This is a genomic window from Microbacterium sp. NPDC077644 (assembly GCF_040702785.1).
Taxonomy (GTDB): domain Bacteria; phylum Actinomycetota; class Actinomycetes; order Actinomycetales; family Microbacteriaceae; genus Microbacterium.
This window is the reverse complement of sequence record NZ_JBFBME010000002.1, coordinates 827,687-844,669: the sequence shown is the minus strand read 5'-3', so window position 1 is coordinate 844,669 and position 16,983 is coordinate 827,687. Positions and strand designations below refer to the sequence as shown.

Annotated in this window: 22 protein-coding genes; 9 read left to right on the top strand and 13 right to left on the bottom strand. The window is 69.1% G+C overall.

Going from position 1 to position 16,983, the window contains the following annotated elements:
• Positions 1–15 precede the first annotated feature (15 nt).
• From AB0269_RS11090 to AB0269_RS11080, 3 genes are read left to right on the top strand one after another with little or no spacing between them, the layout of a single operon-like run.
• Complete coding sequence (locus AB0269_RS11090) at positions 16–576, top strand: TetR family transcriptional regulator (RefSeq protein ID WP_366211250.1); 561 nt, start codon at positions 16–18, stop codon at positions 574–576.
• Positions 577–608: 32 nt separating this feature from the next.
• Complete coding sequence (locus AB0269_RS11085; RefSeq protein ID WP_366211249.1) at positions 609–935, top strand: hypothetical protein; 327 nt, start codon at positions 609–611, stop codon at positions 933–935.
• Between the two features lie 30 nt (positions 936–965).
• On the top strand, positions 966–1,664 hold the full coding sequence (locus tag AB0269_RS11080) for a ribonuclease H (protein WP_366211248.1): 699 nt from the start codon (positions 966–968) through the stop codon (positions 1,662–1,664).
• A gap of 1 nt (position 1,665) precedes the next feature.
• Here AB0269_RS11080 and AB0269_RS11075 read toward each other — a convergent pair whose 3' ends face one another.
• Positions 1,666–2,304, bottom strand: a complete 639-nt coding sequence (locus AB0269_RS11075; protein ID WP_366211247.1) for a TRAP transporter large permease subunit — start codon at positions 2,302–2,304, stop codon at positions 1,666–1,668.
• 110 nt (positions 2,305–2,414) lie between these two features.
• Here AB0269_RS11075 and AB0269_RS11070 point away from each other — a divergent pair, with 110 nt between their 5' ends.
• Positions 2,415–3,014: a hypothetical protein gene (locus AB0269_RS11070; RefSeq protein WP_366211246.1), complete on the top strand. Its 600-nt coding sequence runs from the start codon at positions 2,415–2,417 to the stop codon at positions 3,012–3,014.
• Between the two features lie 79 nt (positions 3,015–3,093).
• Here AB0269_RS11070 and AB0269_RS11065 read toward each other — a convergent pair whose 3' ends face one another.
• The 10 genes from AB0269_RS11065 to AB0269_RS11020 all read right to left on the bottom strand — a co-directional run bounded on the left by AB0269_RS11065 (position 3,094) and on the right by AB0269_RS11020 (position 12,645).
• On the bottom strand, positions 3,094–4,080 hold the full coding sequence (locus tag AB0269_RS11065; protein WP_366211245.1) for an SRPBCC family protein: 987 nt from the start codon (positions 4,078–4,080) through the stop codon (positions 3,094–3,096).
• Positions 4,081–4,083: 3 nt separating this feature from the next.
• Complete coding sequence (locus tag AB0269_RS11060) at positions 4,084–4,431, bottom strand: helix-turn-helix domain-containing protein (protein WP_366211244.1); 348 nt, start codon at positions 4,429–4,431, stop codon at positions 4,084–4,086.
• 153 nt (positions 4,432–4,584) lie between these two features.
• Positions 4,585–5,451: a 3-methyl-2-oxobutanoate hydroxymethyltransferase gene (gene panB, locus AB0269_RS11055; RefSeq protein ID WP_366211243.1), complete on the bottom strand. Its 867-nt coding sequence runs from the start codon at positions 5,449–5,451 to the stop codon at positions 4,585–4,587.
• Complete coding sequence (panD, locus tag AB0269_RS11050) at positions 5,448–5,849, bottom strand: aspartate 1-decarboxylase (protein ID WP_366211242.1); 402 nt, start codon at positions 5,847–5,849, stop codon at positions 5,448–5,450. Before panD ends, panB begins: the two co-directional genes overlap by 4 nt.
• Positions 5,849–6,709, bottom strand: a complete 861-nt coding sequence (gene panC / locus AB0269_RS11045) for a pantoate--beta-alanine ligase (protein ID WP_366211241.1) — start codon at positions 6,707–6,709, stop codon at positions 5,849–5,851. The genes panD and panC overlap by 1 nt, the downstream gene beginning before the upstream one ends.
• Positions 6,706–7,473, bottom strand: a complete 768-nt coding sequence (locus AB0269_RS11040; protein WP_366211240.1) for a Rossmann-like and DUF2520 domain-containing protein — start codon at positions 7,471–7,473, stop codon at positions 6,706–6,708. The genes panC and AB0269_RS11040 overlap by 4 nt, the downstream gene beginning before the upstream one ends.
• Positions 7,474–7,626: 153 nt before the next feature.
• Positions 7,627–9,300, bottom strand: a complete 1,674-nt coding sequence (locus AB0269_RS11035) for an AarF/ABC1/UbiB kinase family protein (protein WP_366211239.1) — start codon at positions 9,298–9,300, stop codon at positions 7,627–7,629.
• A gap of 56 nt (positions 9,301–9,356) precedes the next feature.
• A complete protein-coding gene (locus tag AB0269_RS11030; protein WP_366211238.1) occupies positions 9,357–9,998 on the bottom strand; it encodes an archaellum operon transcriptional activator EarA family protein in 642 nt (213 codons plus the stop codon).
• A gap of 183 nt (positions 9,999–10,181) precedes the next feature.
• The gene (locus AB0269_RS11025) at positions 10,182–11,525 is read right to left on the bottom strand and encodes a DUF222 domain-containing protein (RefSeq protein WP_366211237.1); all 1,344 of its coding nucleotides are present in this window, start codon (positions 11,523–11,525) and stop codon (positions 10,182–10,184) included.
• Positions 11,526–11,562: 37 nt separating this feature from the next.
• Positions 11,563–12,645 carry a PfkB family carbohydrate kinase gene (locus tag AB0269_RS11020; protein ID WP_366211236.1) on the bottom strand — a complete coding sequence of 361 codons (1,083 nt, stop codon included), beginning with the start codon at positions 12,643–12,645 and terminating at the stop codon, positions 11,563–11,565.
• Positions 12,646–12,707: 62 nt separating this feature from the next.
• On the opposite strand from AB0269_RS11020, the gene AB0269_RS11015 reads away from it, so the two are divergent.
• The 4 genes from AB0269_RS11015 (at position 12,708) to AB0269_RS11000 (ending at position 14,464) form a co-directional block, all read left to right on the top strand.
• Complete coding sequence (locus AB0269_RS11015; RefSeq protein ID WP_366211235.1) at positions 12,708–13,373, top strand: hypothetical protein; 666 nt, start codon at positions 12,708–12,710, stop codon at positions 13,371–13,373.
• Between the two features lie 51 nt (positions 13,374–13,424).
• Positions 13,425–13,835, top strand: coding sequence for a DUF2975 domain-containing protein (locus AB0269_RS11010; protein ID WP_366211233.1), 411 nt, complete (start codon positions 13,425–13,427; stop codon positions 13,833–13,835).
• The gene (locus AB0269_RS11005) at positions 13,836–14,045 is read left to right on the top strand and encodes a helix-turn-helix transcriptional regulator (RefSeq protein ID WP_366211231.1); all 210 of its coding nucleotides are present in this window, start codon (positions 13,836–13,838) and stop codon (positions 14,043–14,045) included. It abuts the gene before it with no gap.
• Positions 14,046–14,254: 209 nt separating this feature from the next.
• On the top strand, positions 14,255–14,464 hold the full coding sequence (locus AB0269_RS11000; RefSeq protein WP_366211230.1) for a hypothetical protein: 210 nt from the start codon (positions 14,255–14,257) through the stop codon (positions 14,462–14,464).
• 27 nt (positions 14,465–14,491) lie between these two features.
• On the opposite strand, the gene AB0269_RS10995 is transcribed toward AB0269_RS11000, so the two are convergent.
• Entirely contained in the window at positions 14,492–15,337 is an 846-nt protein-coding gene (locus AB0269_RS10995) for a hypothetical protein (RefSeq protein ID WP_366211228.1), read from the bottom strand.
• A 238-nt stretch (positions 15,338–15,575) separates the two neighbouring features.
• Between AB0269_RS10995 and AB0269_RS10990 the strand changes: the two genes are divergently transcribed.
• Positions 15,576–16,430: a hypothetical protein gene (locus AB0269_RS10990; RefSeq protein WP_366211227.1), complete on the top strand. Its 855-nt coding sequence runs from the start codon at positions 15,576–15,578 to the stop codon at positions 16,428–16,430.
• 78 nt (positions 16,431–16,508) lie between these two features.
• Here the strand turns inward: AB0269_RS10990 and AB0269_RS10985 are convergent, their stop codons facing one another.
• Positions 16,509–16,904 carry a DUF2510 domain-containing protein gene (locus tag AB0269_RS10985; RefSeq protein ID WP_366211226.1) on the bottom strand — a complete coding sequence of 132 codons (396 nt, stop codon included), beginning with the start codon at positions 16,902–16,904 and terminating at the stop codon, positions 16,509–16,511.
• Between the last annotated feature and the right edge of the window lie 79 nt (positions 16,905–16,983).

Here is a 16,983-nt window from a genome sequence, read left to right as displayed (position 1 = left end):
TGCGAGGATGCACGCATGGTCAATAAAGTCGGCAGACCGGCAGGAGGCGGGGATGCCCGCGCGCTGCTTCTGGATGCCGCGCACCGGCACTTCGAGGCCGGTGACCTGGCGACGACCTCAGCCCGACGCCTCGCCGATGAAGTCGGCGTCACCCACACGTTGGTCAATTACCACTTCGGCTCCCGCGACGGCCTCCTCGCCGCAGCCGTATCGCTGCGCGCGGCACCGCATCAGGTGATCGACGCGGCCAGGGACGCCGAGGGGCGACTCGATCTCGCGCGGCTCGTGCACGGGCTGGTGCTGGTGTGGGAGCATCCGGAGCACGGTGCACGCCTGGCATCGTTCGCACGCGGCCTCGCCGCCGACGACCCGCGATCGTCGGTGCTCTCGTCGTACCTGCAGCACACCGTGTTCGAGAGCCTGGCCGCACAGTTCGGGCAGGATCGGGCGCGGCGCATGGCGACGGCGATCATCGGCGTGATCTTCGGACGGTACGTGCTCGAGCTGCCCGTGCTCACCGGGCTGTCGGCGGCGGAGACGGCGACGCTCCTGCTGTCGATGCTGCGTCAGCCGTAGGCTGTGCGGCAGGACGGACACGAGGGGGAATCATGCCCACTGCCGACGAGGCATCCAGACTGCTGGGGCTCGCGCACCACACCTACGAGCGGGGCGATGACCTGCTGCAGATCGCCGTGGACGTCAGCCTGCTCACGGGCGAGAAATCGTCCTTCGGATCGGCAGGCAACACCGCGACGCACGACGAGAGCATCGGCTACTTCCTCGGCGAGGTCGAGAAGATCGGGTGGCGGCTGGAGTCGAGCGCGTTCACCTTCGTCGAGAGCGGAGCGACGACCTCGGCGCGGATGTGGGGCACTGGCGAGGGCGTCGTGAATCACGGCGCCGTGGTCGGGTACTACGTGTTCCGACGAGTCTGAAGCCGCGCTGTCGCCCGTTACGGTTGAAGGATGACGATCACCGCCGCGGCAGACGGCTCAGCCCTCGGCAACCCCGGCCCGAACGGCTGGGCCTGGTACATCGACGACGCAAACTGGGCGGCGGGCGGGTCACCGCACGGCACGAACAACCAGGGCGAGCTGCAGGCGGTGCTCGAGCTGCTGCGGGCGACCGCCGGCACAGACGAGTCGCTGCTGATCATGTGCGACAGCAAGTACGTGATCGACTCGATCACCAAGTGGATGCCGGGGTGGAAGCGCCGCGGATGGCGCAAGGCCGACGGCGCGCCTGTGCTCAACCGCGACCTCATGGAGGCGCTGGACGCCGCAATGCAGGGCCGCGACGTGAAGTTCGCGTGGGTGAAGGGGCATGCGGGCCACGATCTGAACGAGGCCGCCGATGAGCGCGCGAACGCCGCGGCGAAGGCGTATCAGGCAGGGCGCGAGCCGAACCGCGGCCCGGGGTTCACGATGGGTGGCGCGGTCGCGGCGCCGGCACCCGAAGAGTCGCGCGCACCGTCGTCGCAGCCGCTCTGGGCAGAGACGTCGTCGCTGTTCAACGATCTCGACGCATCTGAGCCCATCGAAGGGCCCTTGGCATCCGCCATCGATCTGCACGTGACCCTCACGCCCGACGAGCACTCCCGTCTGCGCGACCGCGCCGACGCGCAGAACATCTCGCTCGAGCAGGCGCTGCGCCGCCTGATCTGAGTCAGGGCGTCGCGGTCATCCAGGCGACGACGACGTCGCCGATCATCGACCGCAGGTGCTCGCGACGCTCGGGGGCGAGCAGGTCGCGGTCGAACAAGTAGCCGAAGGTGTGCTGGTTGGCGACCTGGAAGAAGCAGTACGAGCTGATGAGCAGGTGAACATCGAGCGCGTCCACGTCGGTGCGCAGCGAGCCCTCGGACCTCCCCCGCTCGAGCACGGTCTCGAGGACGTCGACGGCGGGCTGATTCAGAGTCCGCAGACCGTCCAGGCGCTTGATGAACTCGCCGTGGTGGATGTTCTCGTCTGCGACGGCCGATCCGCTCATCCACGCGAAGCCGACGCTCGTGCCGACGGCGACGTAGCCGAGGTTGCCGCGGACGTTCGCGAGGAGGGCCTGAGCGAAGCGGAACAGCCGATCGGCGATGCCGGCGTGGTTGGCGAGGGCGCCGAGGAAGATGAACAGCGGGACGGCGAGCAGCGGGAAGCTGCTGGCCGCGTTGGTCACGGTGCGCAGTGCCATGCCGAGCGACTGGCCTTCGATCGCCATGTAGACCAGCGAAGGGCCGAGGAAGGCGAAGGGGACGGGAACGCGGATCGCGAGGAGGATCGCGATCGCCAGGGCGAGGAGCAGGAGAGTCACAGCGCCGCCACCTCTCGCGGGCCATCGCGCTCGGGTCGCCGTCGGTCTTCCGACGGACGTACGAGGGCGAGCAGGATCTGCAGGGCGTCGCGGCGCCGGACGGCACGCAGGTGTTCTGGAGCTCGTCGCCGATCGAGGGCTCATGGCTGCAGGAGTTTACCGGGGGGACGGGTGTCGTCGGAGGACTGGACGGCGAGATCGATCACGTCAACCTCGCCTACGCGTGGCAGGACTTCGACGAGGCGGTGCTGTTCATGTCGAGCGCGCTGGCGCTGCGTCCGGATGCTCCGGCCGAGGTGCCCGGTCCTCTGGGGCTCATCCGCAGTCAGGTGATGCGGACGCCCGACGGCATCCTCCGCGTTCCCATCAACCTCGCTCCCCCGACCGCGAAGCCGCCGGCACGACACGTCGCGGTGCGCACCAGTGATGTGTTCGCGGTTGCGCGACGGGCGCGGGAGCGCGGCATCGATCACCTGCGGATCCCCGCGAACTACTACGACGACCTCGCCGCCCGGTTCGATCTGCCAGACGAAACACTCGCATCGCTGCGCGAGCTCGATCTGCTCTACGACCGCGACGCGCACGGCGAGTTCATCCACTTCTACACGCGCACGATCGGAGACGTCTTCTTCGAGGTGGTCGAGCGCCGCGGCGGCTACGACGGGTACGGCGGCGCGAACGCGCCGATCCGGCTGGCCGCGCAACGGTAGGGTGCATAACTCCTCAGAACCGGAACAGTTCGGCCCCGAATCCACCGGATCCGGGGCCGAAGCAGCAACTCTTGAGGAGTTATGACCGCGCGGGCTCCAGCACCTCGCGCTCGAGTCGGGCGAACGACTGCTCCATGCCGTCGGCCATGCCGGTGGCGAGGATCATGTCGCGGGTGTCCTTGTCGGGGTACTCGATGAGCACCGTGACGAGGGTGGCGCCGTCCTCTTCATAGAGGTTCAGGTCGTTGAGCGTCTCGATCGGCTGGCCCTGCATTCGCTCGGTGGTGACCGCGCGGCGCGGAGCGTCGACGAGCAGCACTTCACCCTCGAAGCCGAACGGCTCGCCCTCGGTGTCGCCGACAGGCGCCCACGAGGTGCGATAGCTGTCGCCGACCGTGGTGGAGACGGTGCACTCCGTCATCTCCCAGCCGTCCGGTCCGAGCATCCACTGCCGGACGAGGTCGGGCTCGTGGTGCGCCCGCCAGACGAGCTCGCGCGGACCGTTCACGAGCCGGGTGATGCGCACGTGGGTGTCGTCGAGCAGCTCGACGCGGGTGCCCTTGCCCTCGGCGTATTCGCGCAGGTCCTGCAGCACGGCATCCAGCTGCGCCATCGCCATGCGCGAGCCCTCGACGGCGCCCATCGCGACGACCTGCTCGAGCGCCTCGGCGCTGTCGAAGTAGCTGGTGTTGACCATCCGGCTGCCCTCGGCGGTCGACTCGAACGTGAAGCTCATCCGCATCGCCGGGAAACCGTCGAGCGGCTTGCCGTCGTCGTCGACGAACGAGTCGATGACCTCGAAGCCGCGCGGTTCGTCGATCGCGGTGAACTCCCACGACCCGGATGACTTCTCGCCGCGCGGACTCGTCATGAAGTACTGCGCGTGACCGCCGACCGTGAGGTCGAACTCACGGAACGTCGAGGGCCAACCCGGGGGTCCCCAGAAGCGCTCGAGCTGGCTGGCCGTGGTGAACGCGTTCCAGACGCGCTCGACCGGGGCGGCGAACTCGGCGGTCAGCGTCATCGTGAGATTCCGCGGATCGGTGGTGATATCGGTGACAGGCATTGCTCATACTCCTTCGTTGGATTCAGACAGCAGCTCGTCGAGGCGGGAGATGCGCGCCCGCCACAGCTCTTCGTATCGGGCCAGCAGCGCCCGAGCGCGCGCGATCATCTCGGGATTCGCGCGGACGAGCCGCTCGCGTCCCTCGGCGCGTTTGATGATGAGGCCGGCGGCCTCGAGGACGGCGACGTGCTTCTGCACCGCCGCGAACGACATGTCGTAGTCGCCAGCGAGGGTCGACACCGACTGCTCCTCGGCGATCGTGCGGCGCAGGATGTCACGTCGTGTCGCCGTCGCCAGTGCGTGGAAGACACGGTCGATCTCCGTCTCGCTCAATTCCATTTGTGCAACCATTTGGTTGTACGTTATGCCCGGACGGATGCCGTGTCAAGAGGTCGATTCGGAAATCATCTCCGCACTCCGACCACACACGCCACGGCCGAACAGCTCGCACTCCTGGAGGGCGACGGAGTCACGGTCGAGATCGTCGACGGCGAGTAGCGGACCTCAGCCGGCGGTCGCCGTGCGCAGCCGCGCGGCCTCTGCCTCCGGCATCCCGTAGCCGTGCTCCGGCGCGGGGTAGGCGCCCGAGCGCACCTCGTCGGCGTAGGCGGCGATGCCGGCGATCGCGGCGGTGCGCAGATCGGCGTACCGCTTGACGAACTTCGCCGCCGGGCCGTCGTACAGGCCGAGCAGGTCGTGGAAGACGAGCACCTGGCCGTCGGCATCCGGTCCCGCGCCGATCCCGATGACCGGGATCGCCAGGTGCGGCATGAGCGCCGCGGTGACGTCGCTCGGCACGGCCTCGACGACGAGCATGGAGCATCCGGCATCCTGCAGGGCGACCGCGTCCTCGATGAGCTGCCGCGCGGCCGCCGCCGTGCGCCCCTGCGCGCGGTAGCCGCCGAGCGACGTCGCGGTCTGCGGGGTGAGCCCGACGTGCCCCACGACCGGGATGCCGGCGGCGACGAGCGCACGCGCACGATCGATGCTCGTGCCGCCCCGCTCGATCTTGACGAGGTCGCAGCCGGTCTCCTTCACGAAGCGCTGCGCCGTCGCGATCGCCTGCTCGTCGGATGCCTCGTACGAGCCGAACGGCAGATCGGCGACGAGCAGCGGCGTGCGGAGTCCGCGACGCACTGCCGCGGTGAGCATGATCATCTCGTCGACGGTGACCGGAACCGTGCTGTCGTAGCCGAGCACGGTCATGGCCGCCGAGTCGCCGACGAGCACGATGTCGACACCTGCCGCCTCGGCGATCTGCGCGCCGGGGTGGTCGTATGCGGTGACCATGACGAGCTTCTCGCCGGCCGCCTTCTTCGCGGCGAGGTCGCCGAGCGTCAGGCGCCGACCCGTCGCGGCGTGCACGCTCATGCCGGTGCACCGACCGCGGGTGTGAGCAGCTGGTCGACCGCGTCGTCGACCTGGATGACGCGGTTCGTCCGGTCGACGTGCACGACGGTCGGCTCGTAGCCCTCGAGATCCTCGCGCGCGTACTCGGCGTACGAGATGACGATTACGGTGTCGCCGGTGTGCACGAGCCGGGCGGCCGCGCCGTTGACCTGCATCGCGCCCGAACCGCGGACGCCCGCGATCGTGTACGTCACGAAGCGCGCACCGTTGTCGACGTCGACGACGTGGACCTGCTCGTGCTCGAGGATGTCGGCCGCTTCGAGCAGGTCGGGGTCGATCGTGATCGATCCGACGTAGTTGAGGTCACTGCCGGTGAGCGTGGCTCGGTGGATCTTCGACTTCAGCATGGTGCGGCGCATCAGCTGCTCGCTTTCAAGATGTGGTTGTCGATGAGACGGGCACCGCCCACGCGGGCGGCGACGGCCAGGAGGGCTTCGCCGTCGAGGCGGGGGACAGGACTCAGGTCGGTCAGGTCGCGCAGCTCGACGTACTCGGGCTCGATGTCGACGTGGGCGAGCATCCGCCTGACCGCTCCGACGAGAGTCATCGCGTCGCGTTCTCCGGCGCCGGCCAGAGCGGATGCCGCATCCAGTCCGCGGTTCAGCGCGGTCGCCCGACGACGGGCATCCTCGTCGAGGTAGACGTTGCGCGAGCTCATCGCCAGCCCGTCCGGCTCGCGGACGATCGGGCTCGCGATGATCCGGACGTCCAGGTTCAGGTCGCGGACGACGCGGCGGACGACGAGGATCTGCTGCGCATCCTTCTGCCCGAAGTAGGCGACATCGGGCTCGACCATGCCGAACAGCTTCGTGACGACGGTCGCGACGCCGTCGAAGTGATGCGCTCCGCGAGTCGCCCCGCACAGCACCTCGGTGATGCCGGCGACATGGATCGTCGTGGCGAAGCCATCGGGGTAGATCTCGGCGGGTTCCGGCGCGAACAGGATGTCGACGCCCTCGGCCTCGGCGAGCGCCGCATCTCGCGCCTCGTCGCGCGGGTAGGCACCGAGATCCTCGTTCTGACCGAACTGGGTCGGGTTGACGAACAGCGAGACGACCACGAGATCGGATGCCGCGCGCGCCTGGCGCATGAGCGACAGATGCCCCGCGTGGAAGGCGCCCATGGTGGGCACGAGCGCGACGGTGTGATCGGTGGCAGCGGCAGCGCGCGCCTCGGCGACGGCGGCGCGGATCTCGTCGATCGTGCGGATGATCCTCATGCGACGAGCTCCCGGTCGACGATCGTGCGGGTGCGGGCGACGAGCGCATCGAACAGCGGCAGCAGGTCGGGCGCCGCTGTGTCGATCGCCGCTCGCTGGCGCTCGACCGTCTCCTCGTCCCCGCGGACGATCGGGCCGGTGAGAGCGTCGCGCGCACCGCGCTCGGCCCAGTTCTCGACCGCGCGCCGGACGAGCGGGGTGAAGAGGTCGCGGGCGTCATCCGCCGTCAGCCCGGCGTCTGCGGCGAGCCGCTCAGTCGCGTCGAGGACCGTGAGCACGAGGTTCGAGGCGAGGGATGCCGCTGCGTGATACCCGGCACGATCGCCGTCTGCGACGCGGAAGGGCCGGGCGCCGAGTGCGAGCGCGAGAGCTTCGGCGGCGGCGAGGGCGTCGGGGGTGCGCCCGTCGACGGCCGCGCCGATGCCGCTGAACACCTCGGGCGACTCCGTGCCGGTGAAAGTCTGCAGCGGGTGGATGCTGAGATCCACGTGCTCGAGCGTCGTCGCACCCGACACATGGCCGACGAGCCCGGCACGGCTGCGCGCGGCCGCGGCGGCGTCCGGGATCTCCGCGTCGGGCACGCAGAGGAGGGCGATGTCGGACTGCGGAGCGATCTCGTCACGGCCGAGGGGCCCTGCGACCTCGAAGCCCGCCTGGACGAGCGCTCGCGCGAGCACGCGGCCGAGTCGGCCGGCGCCGATCACGGCGACGCTGGTCTTCGCGACGGCACTGGTCTCGGATGCGCGAGCGGATGCAGAGGACACGGGTCTTCCCGAAGGGATCGAGGGGCGAGGATGCCACGAGTATCGACCCGTCGCGGCATCTCGGACAAATCGCGGAGCAGAGTGACAAGCGTTTGATCACTAGCTCTTGTTGTTAGTCACTCAATCGTGCCTATTCGCTTGTCGTTGTGATTTTCAGCGTCGCCCGACGCCGCCGAACACGGCGTGCAGGAGCGGCACGATCGACACCGACATCAGCACGATGCCCAGCGGCGGCACGGAACCGATCAGCAGCGATCCTCCGACCGCGAGACCGGCGAAGACCACCGCCGAGATCACCCGCGTGCCGATGCGCATGAGCGAGTCCAACCGACGTTCGAGCCGCGAGGTGTCGAAGGTGACGGTGCCCTCTTCGATCTCGGTGATGACGGCGTCGATGCGGCCCGGCAGGCGTGCCGTGGTCACCGCGGTCTTCCATGCCTCATCCGCGAACGCCCGCGCCGTGCTGCCCGACTCGTCGCGCAGCAACTGTGCGGCGAAGGGCTCGACCGCATCCCACACGTTGAACGTCGGGTTCAGCCCGCTGCACATGCCCGAGGTCAAGGCGACAGCGCGGAAGAGCAGCAGCATCCCCTCCGGCAGCTGGAACGGCAGCGCGCGGATCGTGTCGCCGAACTCGACGGCGAAGTCACGGAACTCGCGCGGGTCGACGGTGGCGAGTTCGGCGAAGCCCATGCCGCCGAACCGGGCGAACAGCGCCGTGATCGCCTTCTCGAACGCCTTGGTGTCGGCGGACGGCAGGAGCACCCCGACCTCCTGCACGGCATTCACGAGGCGGCGACCGTCGCGTGCAGCGACGGCGATGACGAGCGAGCGCAGGCCGCCGCGCAGGCCCTCGGGGACTTCGCCCATCATCCCGAAGTCGACGAACGTCAGCCGCCAGGAATCCCCCACGGGTGTCACGAAGATGTTGCCTGGGTGCGGGTCGGCGTGGAAGAAGCTGTGCGTGAACACCTGCTCGAACATCGCCTTGGCAAAGGCATCCGCCACCTCCGCCGGGTCGATGCCTGCGGCGCGCAGGGCGTCCACGTCGTTGATCTTGATCGCCGTGACGTCTTCGAGCGTGAGCACGCGGCGCGTGGTGCGCTCCCACACGATCCGGGGCGTGCCGACGAGCGGGTCGCCCTGAAAGTTCTCGGCGAACCGCTCGGCGTTCGCCGCCTCGTGCAGGTAGTCGATCTCTTCCTGGCAGGTGTGCGCGAACTCCTCCACGAGGGCCGGTGCGTCGACGCGGTCGGAGACGATCCGCACCCGTCGCAGCCAGCCGGCGACCTTGCGGAGAGCAGCGAGATCGGTCGCGACGATCTCGTCGATCCCGGGGCGCTGCACCTTGACGACGACGTCCTCGAGTCCGGTGTCGGCCGCGTCGAGCTCGGACAGCCGCGCCCGATGCACCTGGCCGAGGGATGCCGCGGCGAGCGCGTTCTCGTCGACCCAGGCGAAGGCGCGCGCGAACGGCGCGCCCAACTCGGCTTCGGCGAGCGCCTTGATCTCGCTGAAGGGCACCGCGGGCACTTCGTCCTGGAGGCCGGCGAGCTCGTCGGTGATCTCGGGCGGCAGCACGTCCAGGCGCGAGGACATGAACTGGCCGACCTTGATCATGAGGCCGCCGAGATCGACGGCGAGCACATGGAAGCGCTGCGCGATCCGCCGCATCCGGTCGGTGCGGGTGCGCTCGGCGACACCGGAGAGCCCGATGCGAGGCAGGAACAGTTCGAACCACCACAGCTGCACGAGCTGGAGAGATGCGAAGCGCAGGATGCGCCGGTATCGGGCGCGATCAGGCCCGGGCCGTCCTGCGTCAGCCATGTCGCCCTCCCGCGATGCCGAGCTCGTGCTGGTCCTGCTGCCGGTGAGCCGGCGGATCAGTCCTGGGCAAGAATCGCGTACAGCTTACGGCGGGCGTCTTCGAGGATCTCGACGGCCTGATCGATCTGTTCCGGGTTGCTGCGGGCGAACTGCGCCGCGGCTCCGGCGAGGTCGACCCCGGCCTTCGCGAGAGCGCGCTGGCTCTCACCGGGCCGCTCGCCACCGCGTCCGTCGCGTCGGGCGCCGTCGCCGGTGGCCGCCCACGGCGCGGGCGACTCGGCCTCATCGGCCACGGCCCGGCCCGCCTCGGTGAGCGAGTAGGTCTTGCGCCCGTTCTGCTCCTGCGCTTCGACGAGCCCCTCGTCGGCGAGCAGCTGCAGGGTCGGGTAGACGGAACCGGCGCTCGGCTTCCACGATCCGCCGGATCGGTCTTCGATCTCGCGGATGATCTGGTACCCGTGCATGGGCTCTTCGGCGAGGAGCGAGAGCACGGCCGCGCGGACGTCTCCGCGCGCCATGCGCGACGTGCCGGCGGGACGCGACTCGAACTGCTTGCGGATCTGGTCGAGCGCGTCGAAGATCATGGCTCCCGGGCCGCCGGCGCCGTTCGAGCCGCCGAAGCCGCCAGAGCCGAAGCCCCCGAACCCGCCGAAGGGCGAGCTCGAGCCGAAACCGCCGCTGTGGGACGAATCGTTCATGATGACCTCCTGGATCGTGGCGCGCAGGGCGCGCACCCGTTCTCGTCAAGCCCGTTCGTGTCGAATCGAGTGCGTTAACGATATATCGCTATAGATCGTTAGGGAAGAGTTCCCGGCGAACACACGGGATCGCTCTCGCGCCCGGACGGCGACGCGCCCAGCACTTCGGCGCGCCCGCGTCGCTCATGCGACGAGGTCGAACCGTGCCCGGCCACCCAGCCGCGGGGTCCGCGCCGGGTCCACATAGGGCGGCGGGATGAACCACACCTTCGCACCGACACCGATGCCGTCGATCTCGATCTCCCACCCGTTGTCGTGAATGCGATGGTGGCACGTCTCGCACAGGAGCACGCCGTTGGAGAGATCAGTGCTCCCCCGATGTCGCTGCCACCACCGGATGTGATGCGCCCCGGTCATCTCGGGTGGAAGTCCGCACATCGCGCACCCGCCGTCGCGTTCGACGAGCGCCAGCCGCTGAGCCTTGGTGAACAATCGCTTACGACGACCCCAGTCGAGGATCTCGCTGTCGCCGCCGAGAACGCACGGGATCACCCCACCGTTCGCCGCCATCCGTCTCGCGGCGGAGACGCTGATCGGCTGCTCCATGCCGTCGATCGTCGCCGAGCCCGTGCCGGATTCGAGGTCGTCGAGGCTCATCCGCACGACGATCGTCGCCCCGGCGAGCACAGGGCCCTTCGCCGCGCAGCCGAGCATGTGCGCGCAGAACGTGCTGAACGCGTCGGCCTGGATCATCGCGACCGTGCGGCGATCGGCATCGGGTGCATCCGGGTCGACCGCGTCTTTGCGGGCCGCGAACGTCGCACTCACGAAACCGCGGACGGCCGCGACGATCGGCGCTCCGGTCTCGGCATCGAACTTGCCGTTGACATGCAGATAGCCGTCTCTTTCGAACATGGTGAGCGAGCGCTGCGCGCGCCGCTCCTCTTCTCGCGGCTCGATGCCGTCGGGGTCGAGCCAGGCCTCGGCACGGACGACCAGTTTGCGCAGTTCGTCGAGTCCGAGCCCGACCGCAGCCTCGGTCAGCAGCTTCTCTCCTTCGGCGATGCGTTCAGCGCCCGCCGCGACGCGACAGCGATCGAGCATCGCGGTGACGACCGCCGCCGCCTGCGCGCTGAGCACACCGCGATCCAGCGCCTCGCGCACCAGCGGATACTTCGCCGGGAGCTTCGCGCCCAGCAGATCCGTTCGGGGTGCCGTGCCTTCACCGACCTTGATCAGTCGCAGCGCATCGCCGGTCGAGACGCCCATCGTCGTCGACAGCATCTTCGCCGGGGTGCGGAATCCCTGCTGCTTCGCGAGTGAGCCGGCCCCGAGCTCCGGTCGTGATTCCCGCGCGAGCCCCGCGGCGACGTCGACCTGCACGGCGTCCAGCCGGCGCTGCACGAGCGCAACGGCGTCTGTCGCGGAAACGAGTTGCTCTCTCGAAAGATCGTTCGAGTCCTCAGCATCCGCCCACACGCGCTCAAGGCACGTTATAGCCTCGTGAAGAGCGGTCAGTTTGGACATGCCCCCAGAGTACGCAGTACCACGGACATTCTCGGAGTTATGTTCGAGGTTGTGGAGAACTCGTCAAGAACGCGTCGACCTCGTCGGCGGTCGGCGCCGTGGCGGGTCCGCGTCGGGTCACCTTGATCGCGGCAGCCGCGTTGGCCCGCCGGCAGGCATCGACCCACGTCGAGCCGACGGCGATCGATGCGAGCAGAGCGCCGGTGTGCGTATCGCCAGCGCCGTTCGTGTCCACCGGCTTCTGCGGGAAGCCGGGCACATAGGTCGACCCACCGTCCGCATAGACGGCGCACCCCTCGGCCCCATCGCGGACGATCGCGACGCCGCCATCCCGCAAGACGGACTGCAGCGCCGCAGCGTGAGCGGTGATCTCGCGGCCGGAAGGCGCCGACCGTTCGACAGGCTCAGGGATCGGCGAAACGGGCTCAGGGATCGGCGAGACTGGCTCGGCGCCCGCAGGAACAGACGAAGCATCCATCCCCAGCACCTCCAGCACGTCGGCCGCCTCCTCCGCATTACCGGTCCAGACGTCTGTGCGCGCCAGCATCCGATCGCGCACCTCCGGCGGCAGGGCCGCGAACGCGGCTCCGGGATCGAGCACGACGACGGCGCCCGCCGGCAGAGCATCCAGCCAGGCCAGCAGCGGGTCGCGCGTCTGGTCGACGGCGAGCGAGTATCCGGTGACGCACACGAGGTCGCCGTCTGCGACCTCAGCGGTGGCGAGCGATTCGACGGTGATCTCGCGCTCCGCCCCGAGGGTCGTGACGAAGGTGCGCTCCGCGGTCGGCTCCACGAGCACGACGCACACGCCGGTGTCGCGGTCGGCGACGGGAGGCGCGGATGCCGTGATCCCGTCACCGGCGAGCGTCGAACGGATCAGGTCACCGCGTGGGCCCGTTCCGATCGCGCCCGCATGCACGCACTGTGCACCGAGGCGAGTCGCCGCCAGCAGCACAGTCACCGCGCCGCCGGCGTACTCGGCGACAGAGGATGCCATGACGTTCTGTCCGCGCGCCGGAATGCCCGGCACCTCGAACACCTCATCGACCAGCGCCTGCCCGGTGTGGATGACGCGCGGGGAGCGCGCGCCGGGAGCGCGATGAGCGGAAGGAGCATCCATGCGGCCAGCCTAGTGAGCCGCCTCGCCTGGCAGATCGAGGCCGCGCCCCGCAGACTGGAGGCATGACTGCCATCGTCGACAGCCTGCCCGCGGATGCCACGCATCACGACGCCGAGCGGATCTTCCGAGACGCCGGATGGACGTCGTGCGGCGAGGGCGACTGGGCGATCGCACTGCGCTCCCCGGACGGCTCGGCCGCCGTGCGCATCAGCCCGTTCGATCCGGTCGGGCCGTACACCGCCGCTCTGTACCGCGAGGCGGCGCACACCCGGCAGGTTCCGCGGCTGTTCGCGCATCGGCGCCTCGACGGCGGCGGCGACCTGCAGGTGATGGAGTGGCTGGGCGAGGTCGACGAGCAGGATGCCGCGGCCTTCCACACCGCGATCGCCGAGCGCGAGCCGCACGTGGCCGAGCTCGTCGACATCGTGCGGCGCATCCATGCCGATGCGATGCGCGAGCTGCCGTGGTGCGGTCCGCTCGATCAGAACCCGTCGAACATCATGCGCGGCAGCGACGGACGCCTCGTCGCGTGCGACCTCTATTACGCCGACGGCCCCGACCTGTATGCCACGGCGGGCTCCGACCCTGCGGGCTTCGCGGAGCGGATCCCGGAACCTCAGCGCCGGTACATGACGGAGATCCCGCTCGCCTGTTCCGGGCCGTGGGGTGCCGCGTCGCGCGAGGCGATGCGCGACGGACTCGCCGCGGCGGACGCCGCGCGGGCCTAAATCCCCTCAGCGATCTCCTTGATCGCGGCCGGCTCACTTATCGTGCAGACGGTGCTCGCGCCGCTCATCTGGATCGACCTCGATAACGCGCCCGCGTGGTTCCGCATCGGCTTCGTCACCATCGTCGTGCTGGGCGTGCTGACGATGCAGGTGTTCGCCGTGTGCGTCTGGATGCTGCTGACCAAGGTGCGCCGCGGGTCGATCTTCCAGGCGTCGTCGTTCCGCTTGGTCGACGTCATCATCGGCACATTCGCCGCGGCCGCCGTGCTGGCCGTGGCGCTGGCTCTCCTGCTAAAGCCCACGGAGATCGCGCCGGGGCTCGTCGCACTCGTCGGCGGAGCCGCCCTCGTCCTCGGCGGCATGGCGCTGCTGATGGTCGTCATGAAAGCGCTGCTGCGTCAGGCGATCGACCGCGAGAACGAGGCGCAGACCCTACGCAGCGAACTCGGCGAGGTGATCTGAATGCCCGTCATCGTCGACATCGACGTCATGCTCGCCCGCCGCAAGATGGCCGTCGGCGAGCTCGCCGAGCGCATCGGCATCACCCCGACGAACCTCGCTGTCCTGAAGAACGGTCGGGCGAAGGCCGTGCGGTTCACGACGCTTGACGCCCTGTGCCAGGCGCTGGACTGTCAGCCCGGGGATCTGCTCCGGTACGAGCCGGACGCGTAGTCACGGCTCGGGGTCCGTCGGAAGAGCGTGCCGCCCCAGATCCGCAGGAGGAGTACACCCGCATGCTCATCGAGGCCGTGCCGGCGTTCACGGCGTGAGGAGCGTCCGGTGTCGGACTCATCCCGCATCCGGATCCCGTTGTCAAGCACCTCCACGATCGACCGCGCGCGTGCCACTCTGGTCGCCCACCCACGATCGAGGAGGCAGCCATGACCAACCCCACACCGTTCCCCACCGACCCGCTCGAGCCCGAGGGCGTCGATCCCGATCTGAGCAGTGACGACGACGAGCGCCAGCAGTCGCCCGGAGCGGACGAGGAGCGCCCGGATGATCAGGCGCCCTCGTTCGACGAGCAGCAGAGCGATCGGATCGCCGCTGAGGAGCAGGGCCGCAACGAGGACTATCCGCCGGTGCCGTGAGGTCGCGCCTCACACCTCTGACGAGTGTCAGGCCTCGAGGAGGGCGCGCACCTCGGTGATCGACCGCCCGTAGGCGAGGCGGGCGGCGTCGGCCTGGTGGTCGGAGCGGACCTGGACGACGGTGGCGCCGCCGCCGCGCGACATCCATCGGCCGGCGGATCGGGTGAGCTCGAGGCCCGGGAGCGGGGCGGCGTCGGGCAGGGCGGCCTGCCCGGTAGCGACGCGCACGACGGACCCGATCATCGCGACGAGCCAGGCTTCGCCGAGGATGTGCGGCCGGATGGACGCGATGGGGCCGCCGGGTCCGCGGAAGACCTGGAGCATGGTGTCGGCGCGGCGCAACGCCCAGGTCTCTCCCTCGTGGATGAAGTCGCAGGCGATGTCGGCGTGCAGGGTGATCTCGGCGCCGTAGTGGCCGAGCGTGTCGATGCATTCGGGGCTCAGCAGCCGCGCGTCGATCTCGCGCTCGCGCCGACGGAGCTCAGCGCGGTGCTTATCGCGAGCGATGGGGGCGTACTCGGCCTCGAGTTCCTGCCGGTTCGCTCGCGCGCCCTCGGCCAGGCGGCGGTGCAGCCAGGCGGGGTCGATCTGCACGAAGTAGCGGAAGTGGATGTCGACCGGCCCGCGCGTGAGCTTGCGGTCTTCGACGAGAAGCTGGACGCCGTGGTCGACGGACCAGACTGCGGCGACCTCGCGGTCGACGACGGCGACCCACGACCAGCCCTGGGATCGGATCTCGGGCGATGACCGCTCGAGCGCCGCGCTGAGCAACGTGCCGCGAGGCACGGTCATCGATCGTGCGTGGGAGACGACGTCATCCCCCATCGCCACGCTGTCGCGGTCGACGCGGAGCTCAATGGGGCGACGGAACATGGGATCAGCGTAGTTCGGGCGGAGCGATTGTCGACCTCTTTCCAACCGGACTACGACCAATGTCCGAGGCCTTCTCTATGGTCTGATCCAGCCGGTCCGCACGGACCACGGAGCCCCACCCGGAGCTCCGGAATCGCGCCCTGAGAAGGGCGGTATTCGTCGTGCGTGCGGTCGGCGCCCTACGGCATCCGTCGTGGGGCAGGCCGGTGCTCCACGCACACTCCTTGAGGAGAATCACATGTCCGTACCCAACCCGCCCACAGCTCCTGCTCCGCAGCAGATGCCTCCGCCCATGCCGCCGGTCGACCAGCCGGCAGCGCCCGCGAAGCGCAACGTCCTGGCGCTCGTCGCGCTCATCACCGCCGCCGTCGGGTTCATCTTCGCCTGCATCCCGGGCGCACTCATCGTCGGCTGGATCCTGTTGCCGATCGCGTTCGTGCTCAGCATCGTCTCGCTGTTCCTCAAGGGGAGCGGCAAGTGGATGGGAATCGTCGGCCTCGTCGCGTCGGTCGTGGGGACGATCGTCGGGTTCGTCGTGTTCTTCGCGGTGATGGCCGGCGTTGCCCAGGAGGCGTTCGAGGACGAGTTCGGCAGCGGCGACACGGTCGTGAGCGAGCCGACGGACGAGTCCGGCGAGGATGCCGCACCCGCCGCCGAGGAAGGATCGGATGCCGCAGCCGAGGGCACGCGCGAGAACCCGTACCCGCTCGGCTCGACGATCAGCTCGTCCGACTGGACCGTCGTGATCAACAGCCACACGGCGGATGGGGCGGCCGCGGTCGCCGAGGGCAACCAGTTCAACGAGGCGGCGCCGGCCGGTTCGCACTACGAGATCGTGAACTACACCGTCACGTACACCGGTGATGAGTCGGGGCTGGCGCCCGAGGTCGGTGTGGATGTCGTCACCAGCGCCGGCAACGTGATCAACAGTTACGACGCCATGGTCGTCCTCGCGGACAACTTTATGGCCGACGAGCTGTACAACGGCGCTTCGGCCACGGGCTCGGCGGCATTCCTCATCCCCGATGGTGAGACGGCACTGATCCGCGTGCGCCCGGGGATGTTCGCCGACGAGGTGTTCGTTCAGCCGTAGGGGAGCTGGACGAACAGCAGGGACCCGGCCGTGGGGAGCCGGGTCCTTGTCATCTCATCTGGACGACCGTCTGATCGATCAGGTCAGCCGTTCGAAAACCATGGTCGCCTGGATGCGATCACCGCCGCCGAATCCGGCGCTCCCAGACGACGCGGTCGTGATCGTGTGCAGGCGGTAGCCGAGCGAAGCCTGCTTGTTGATGACCTTCTCCAGCTCGGTCAGGTTGCCGGATCCGGTGCCCCAGAACTTCTCTTTGAGGACGACCTGCAGCACCACGTAACTCATGCCTTTCGGTGCAGGCCGCGGCTGCGCACCCGCCTCGGCGTCGGCTCGCGCCCGATTGATCACACCGTCGATGCCCGGTTCCTTCGGGGCGGGCGGCTGCACCTGCTCAGTCCACTGCTGGCCATCCCACCACCGCTTCGTGCCCGTGCCGGACCCATCGTCGTACCAGCCTGCCTGTACGTCAGCCATCTGAAACCCTCTCCGGCCCACCGCCTTGTGGACTCACCTGGATGTCACGGTAGCGGTAATGGAATCAGTAAAGTCAAGC

Bases quoted from the DNA above. Each gene is read 5' to 3' on its own strand.
- AB0269_RS11090 (WP_366211250.1), top strand. From the start codon at position 16: ATGGTCAATAAAGTCGGCAGACCGGCAGGAGGCGGGGATGCCCGCGCG.
- AB0269_RS11085 (WP_366211249.1), top strand. From the start codon at position 609: ATGCCCACTGCCGACGAGGCATCCAGACTGCTGGGGCTCGCGCACCAC.
- AB0269_RS11080 (WP_366211248.1), top strand. From the start codon at position 966: ATGACGATCACCGCCGCGGCAGACGGCTCAGCCCTCGGCAACCCCGGC.
- AB0269_RS11065 (WP_366211245.1), bottom strand. From the start codon at position 4,080: ATGCCTGTCACCGATATCACCACCGATCCGCGGAATCTCACGATGACG.
- AB0269_RS11060 (WP_366211244.1), bottom strand. From the start codon at position 4,431: ATGGTTGCACAAATGGAATTGAGCGAGACGGAGATCGACCGTGTCTTC.
- panB (WP_366211243.1), bottom strand. From the start codon at position 5,451: ATGAGCGTGCACGCCGCGACGGGTCGGCGCCTGACGCTCGGCGACCTC.
- panD (WP_366211242.1), bottom strand. From the start codon at position 5,849: ATGCGCCGCACCATGCTGAAGTCGAAGATCCACCGAGCCACGCTCACC.
- panC (WP_366211241.1), bottom strand. From the start codon at position 6,709: ATGAGGATCATCCGCACGATCGACGAGATCCGCGCCGCCGTCGCCGAG.
- AB0269_RS11035 (WP_366211239.1), bottom strand. From the start codon at position 9,300: ATGGCTGACGCAGGACGGCCCGGGCCTGATCGCGCCCGATACCGGCGC.
- AB0269_RS11030 (WP_366211238.1), bottom strand. From the start codon at position 9,998: ATGAACGATTCGTCCCACAGCGGCGGTTTCGGCTCGAGCTCGCCCTTC.
- AB0269_RS11025 (WP_366211237.1), bottom strand. From the start codon at position 11,525: ATGTCCAAACTGACCGCTCTTCACGAGGCTATAACGTGCCTTGAGCGC.
- AB0269_RS11020 (WP_366211236.1), bottom strand. From the start codon at position 12,645: ATGGATGCTCCTTCCGCTCATCGCGCTCCCGGCGCGCGCTCCCCGCGC.
- AB0269_RS11015 (WP_366211235.1), top strand. From the start codon at position 12,708: ATGACTGCCATCGTCGACAGCCTGCCCGCGGATGCCACGCATCACGAC.
- AB0269_RS11005 (WP_366211231.1), top strand. From the start codon at position 13,836: ATGCCCGTCATCGTCGACATCGACGTCATGCTCGCCCGCCGCAAGATG.
- AB0269_RS11000 (WP_366211230.1), top strand. From the start codon at position 14,255: ATGACCAACCCCACACCGTTCCCCACCGACCCGCTCGAGCCCGAGGGC.
- AB0269_RS10995 (WP_366211228.1), bottom strand. From the start codon at position 15,337: ATGTTCCGTCGCCCCATTGAGCTCCGCGTCGACCGCGACAGCGTGGCG.
- AB0269_RS10990 (WP_366211227.1), top strand. From the start codon at position 15,576: ATGTCCGTACCCAACCCGCCCACAGCTCCTGCTCCGCAGCAGATGCCT.
- AB0269_RS10985 (WP_366211226.1), bottom strand. From the start codon at position 16,904: ATGGCTGACGTACAGGCAGGCTGGTACGACGATGGGTCCGGCACGGGC.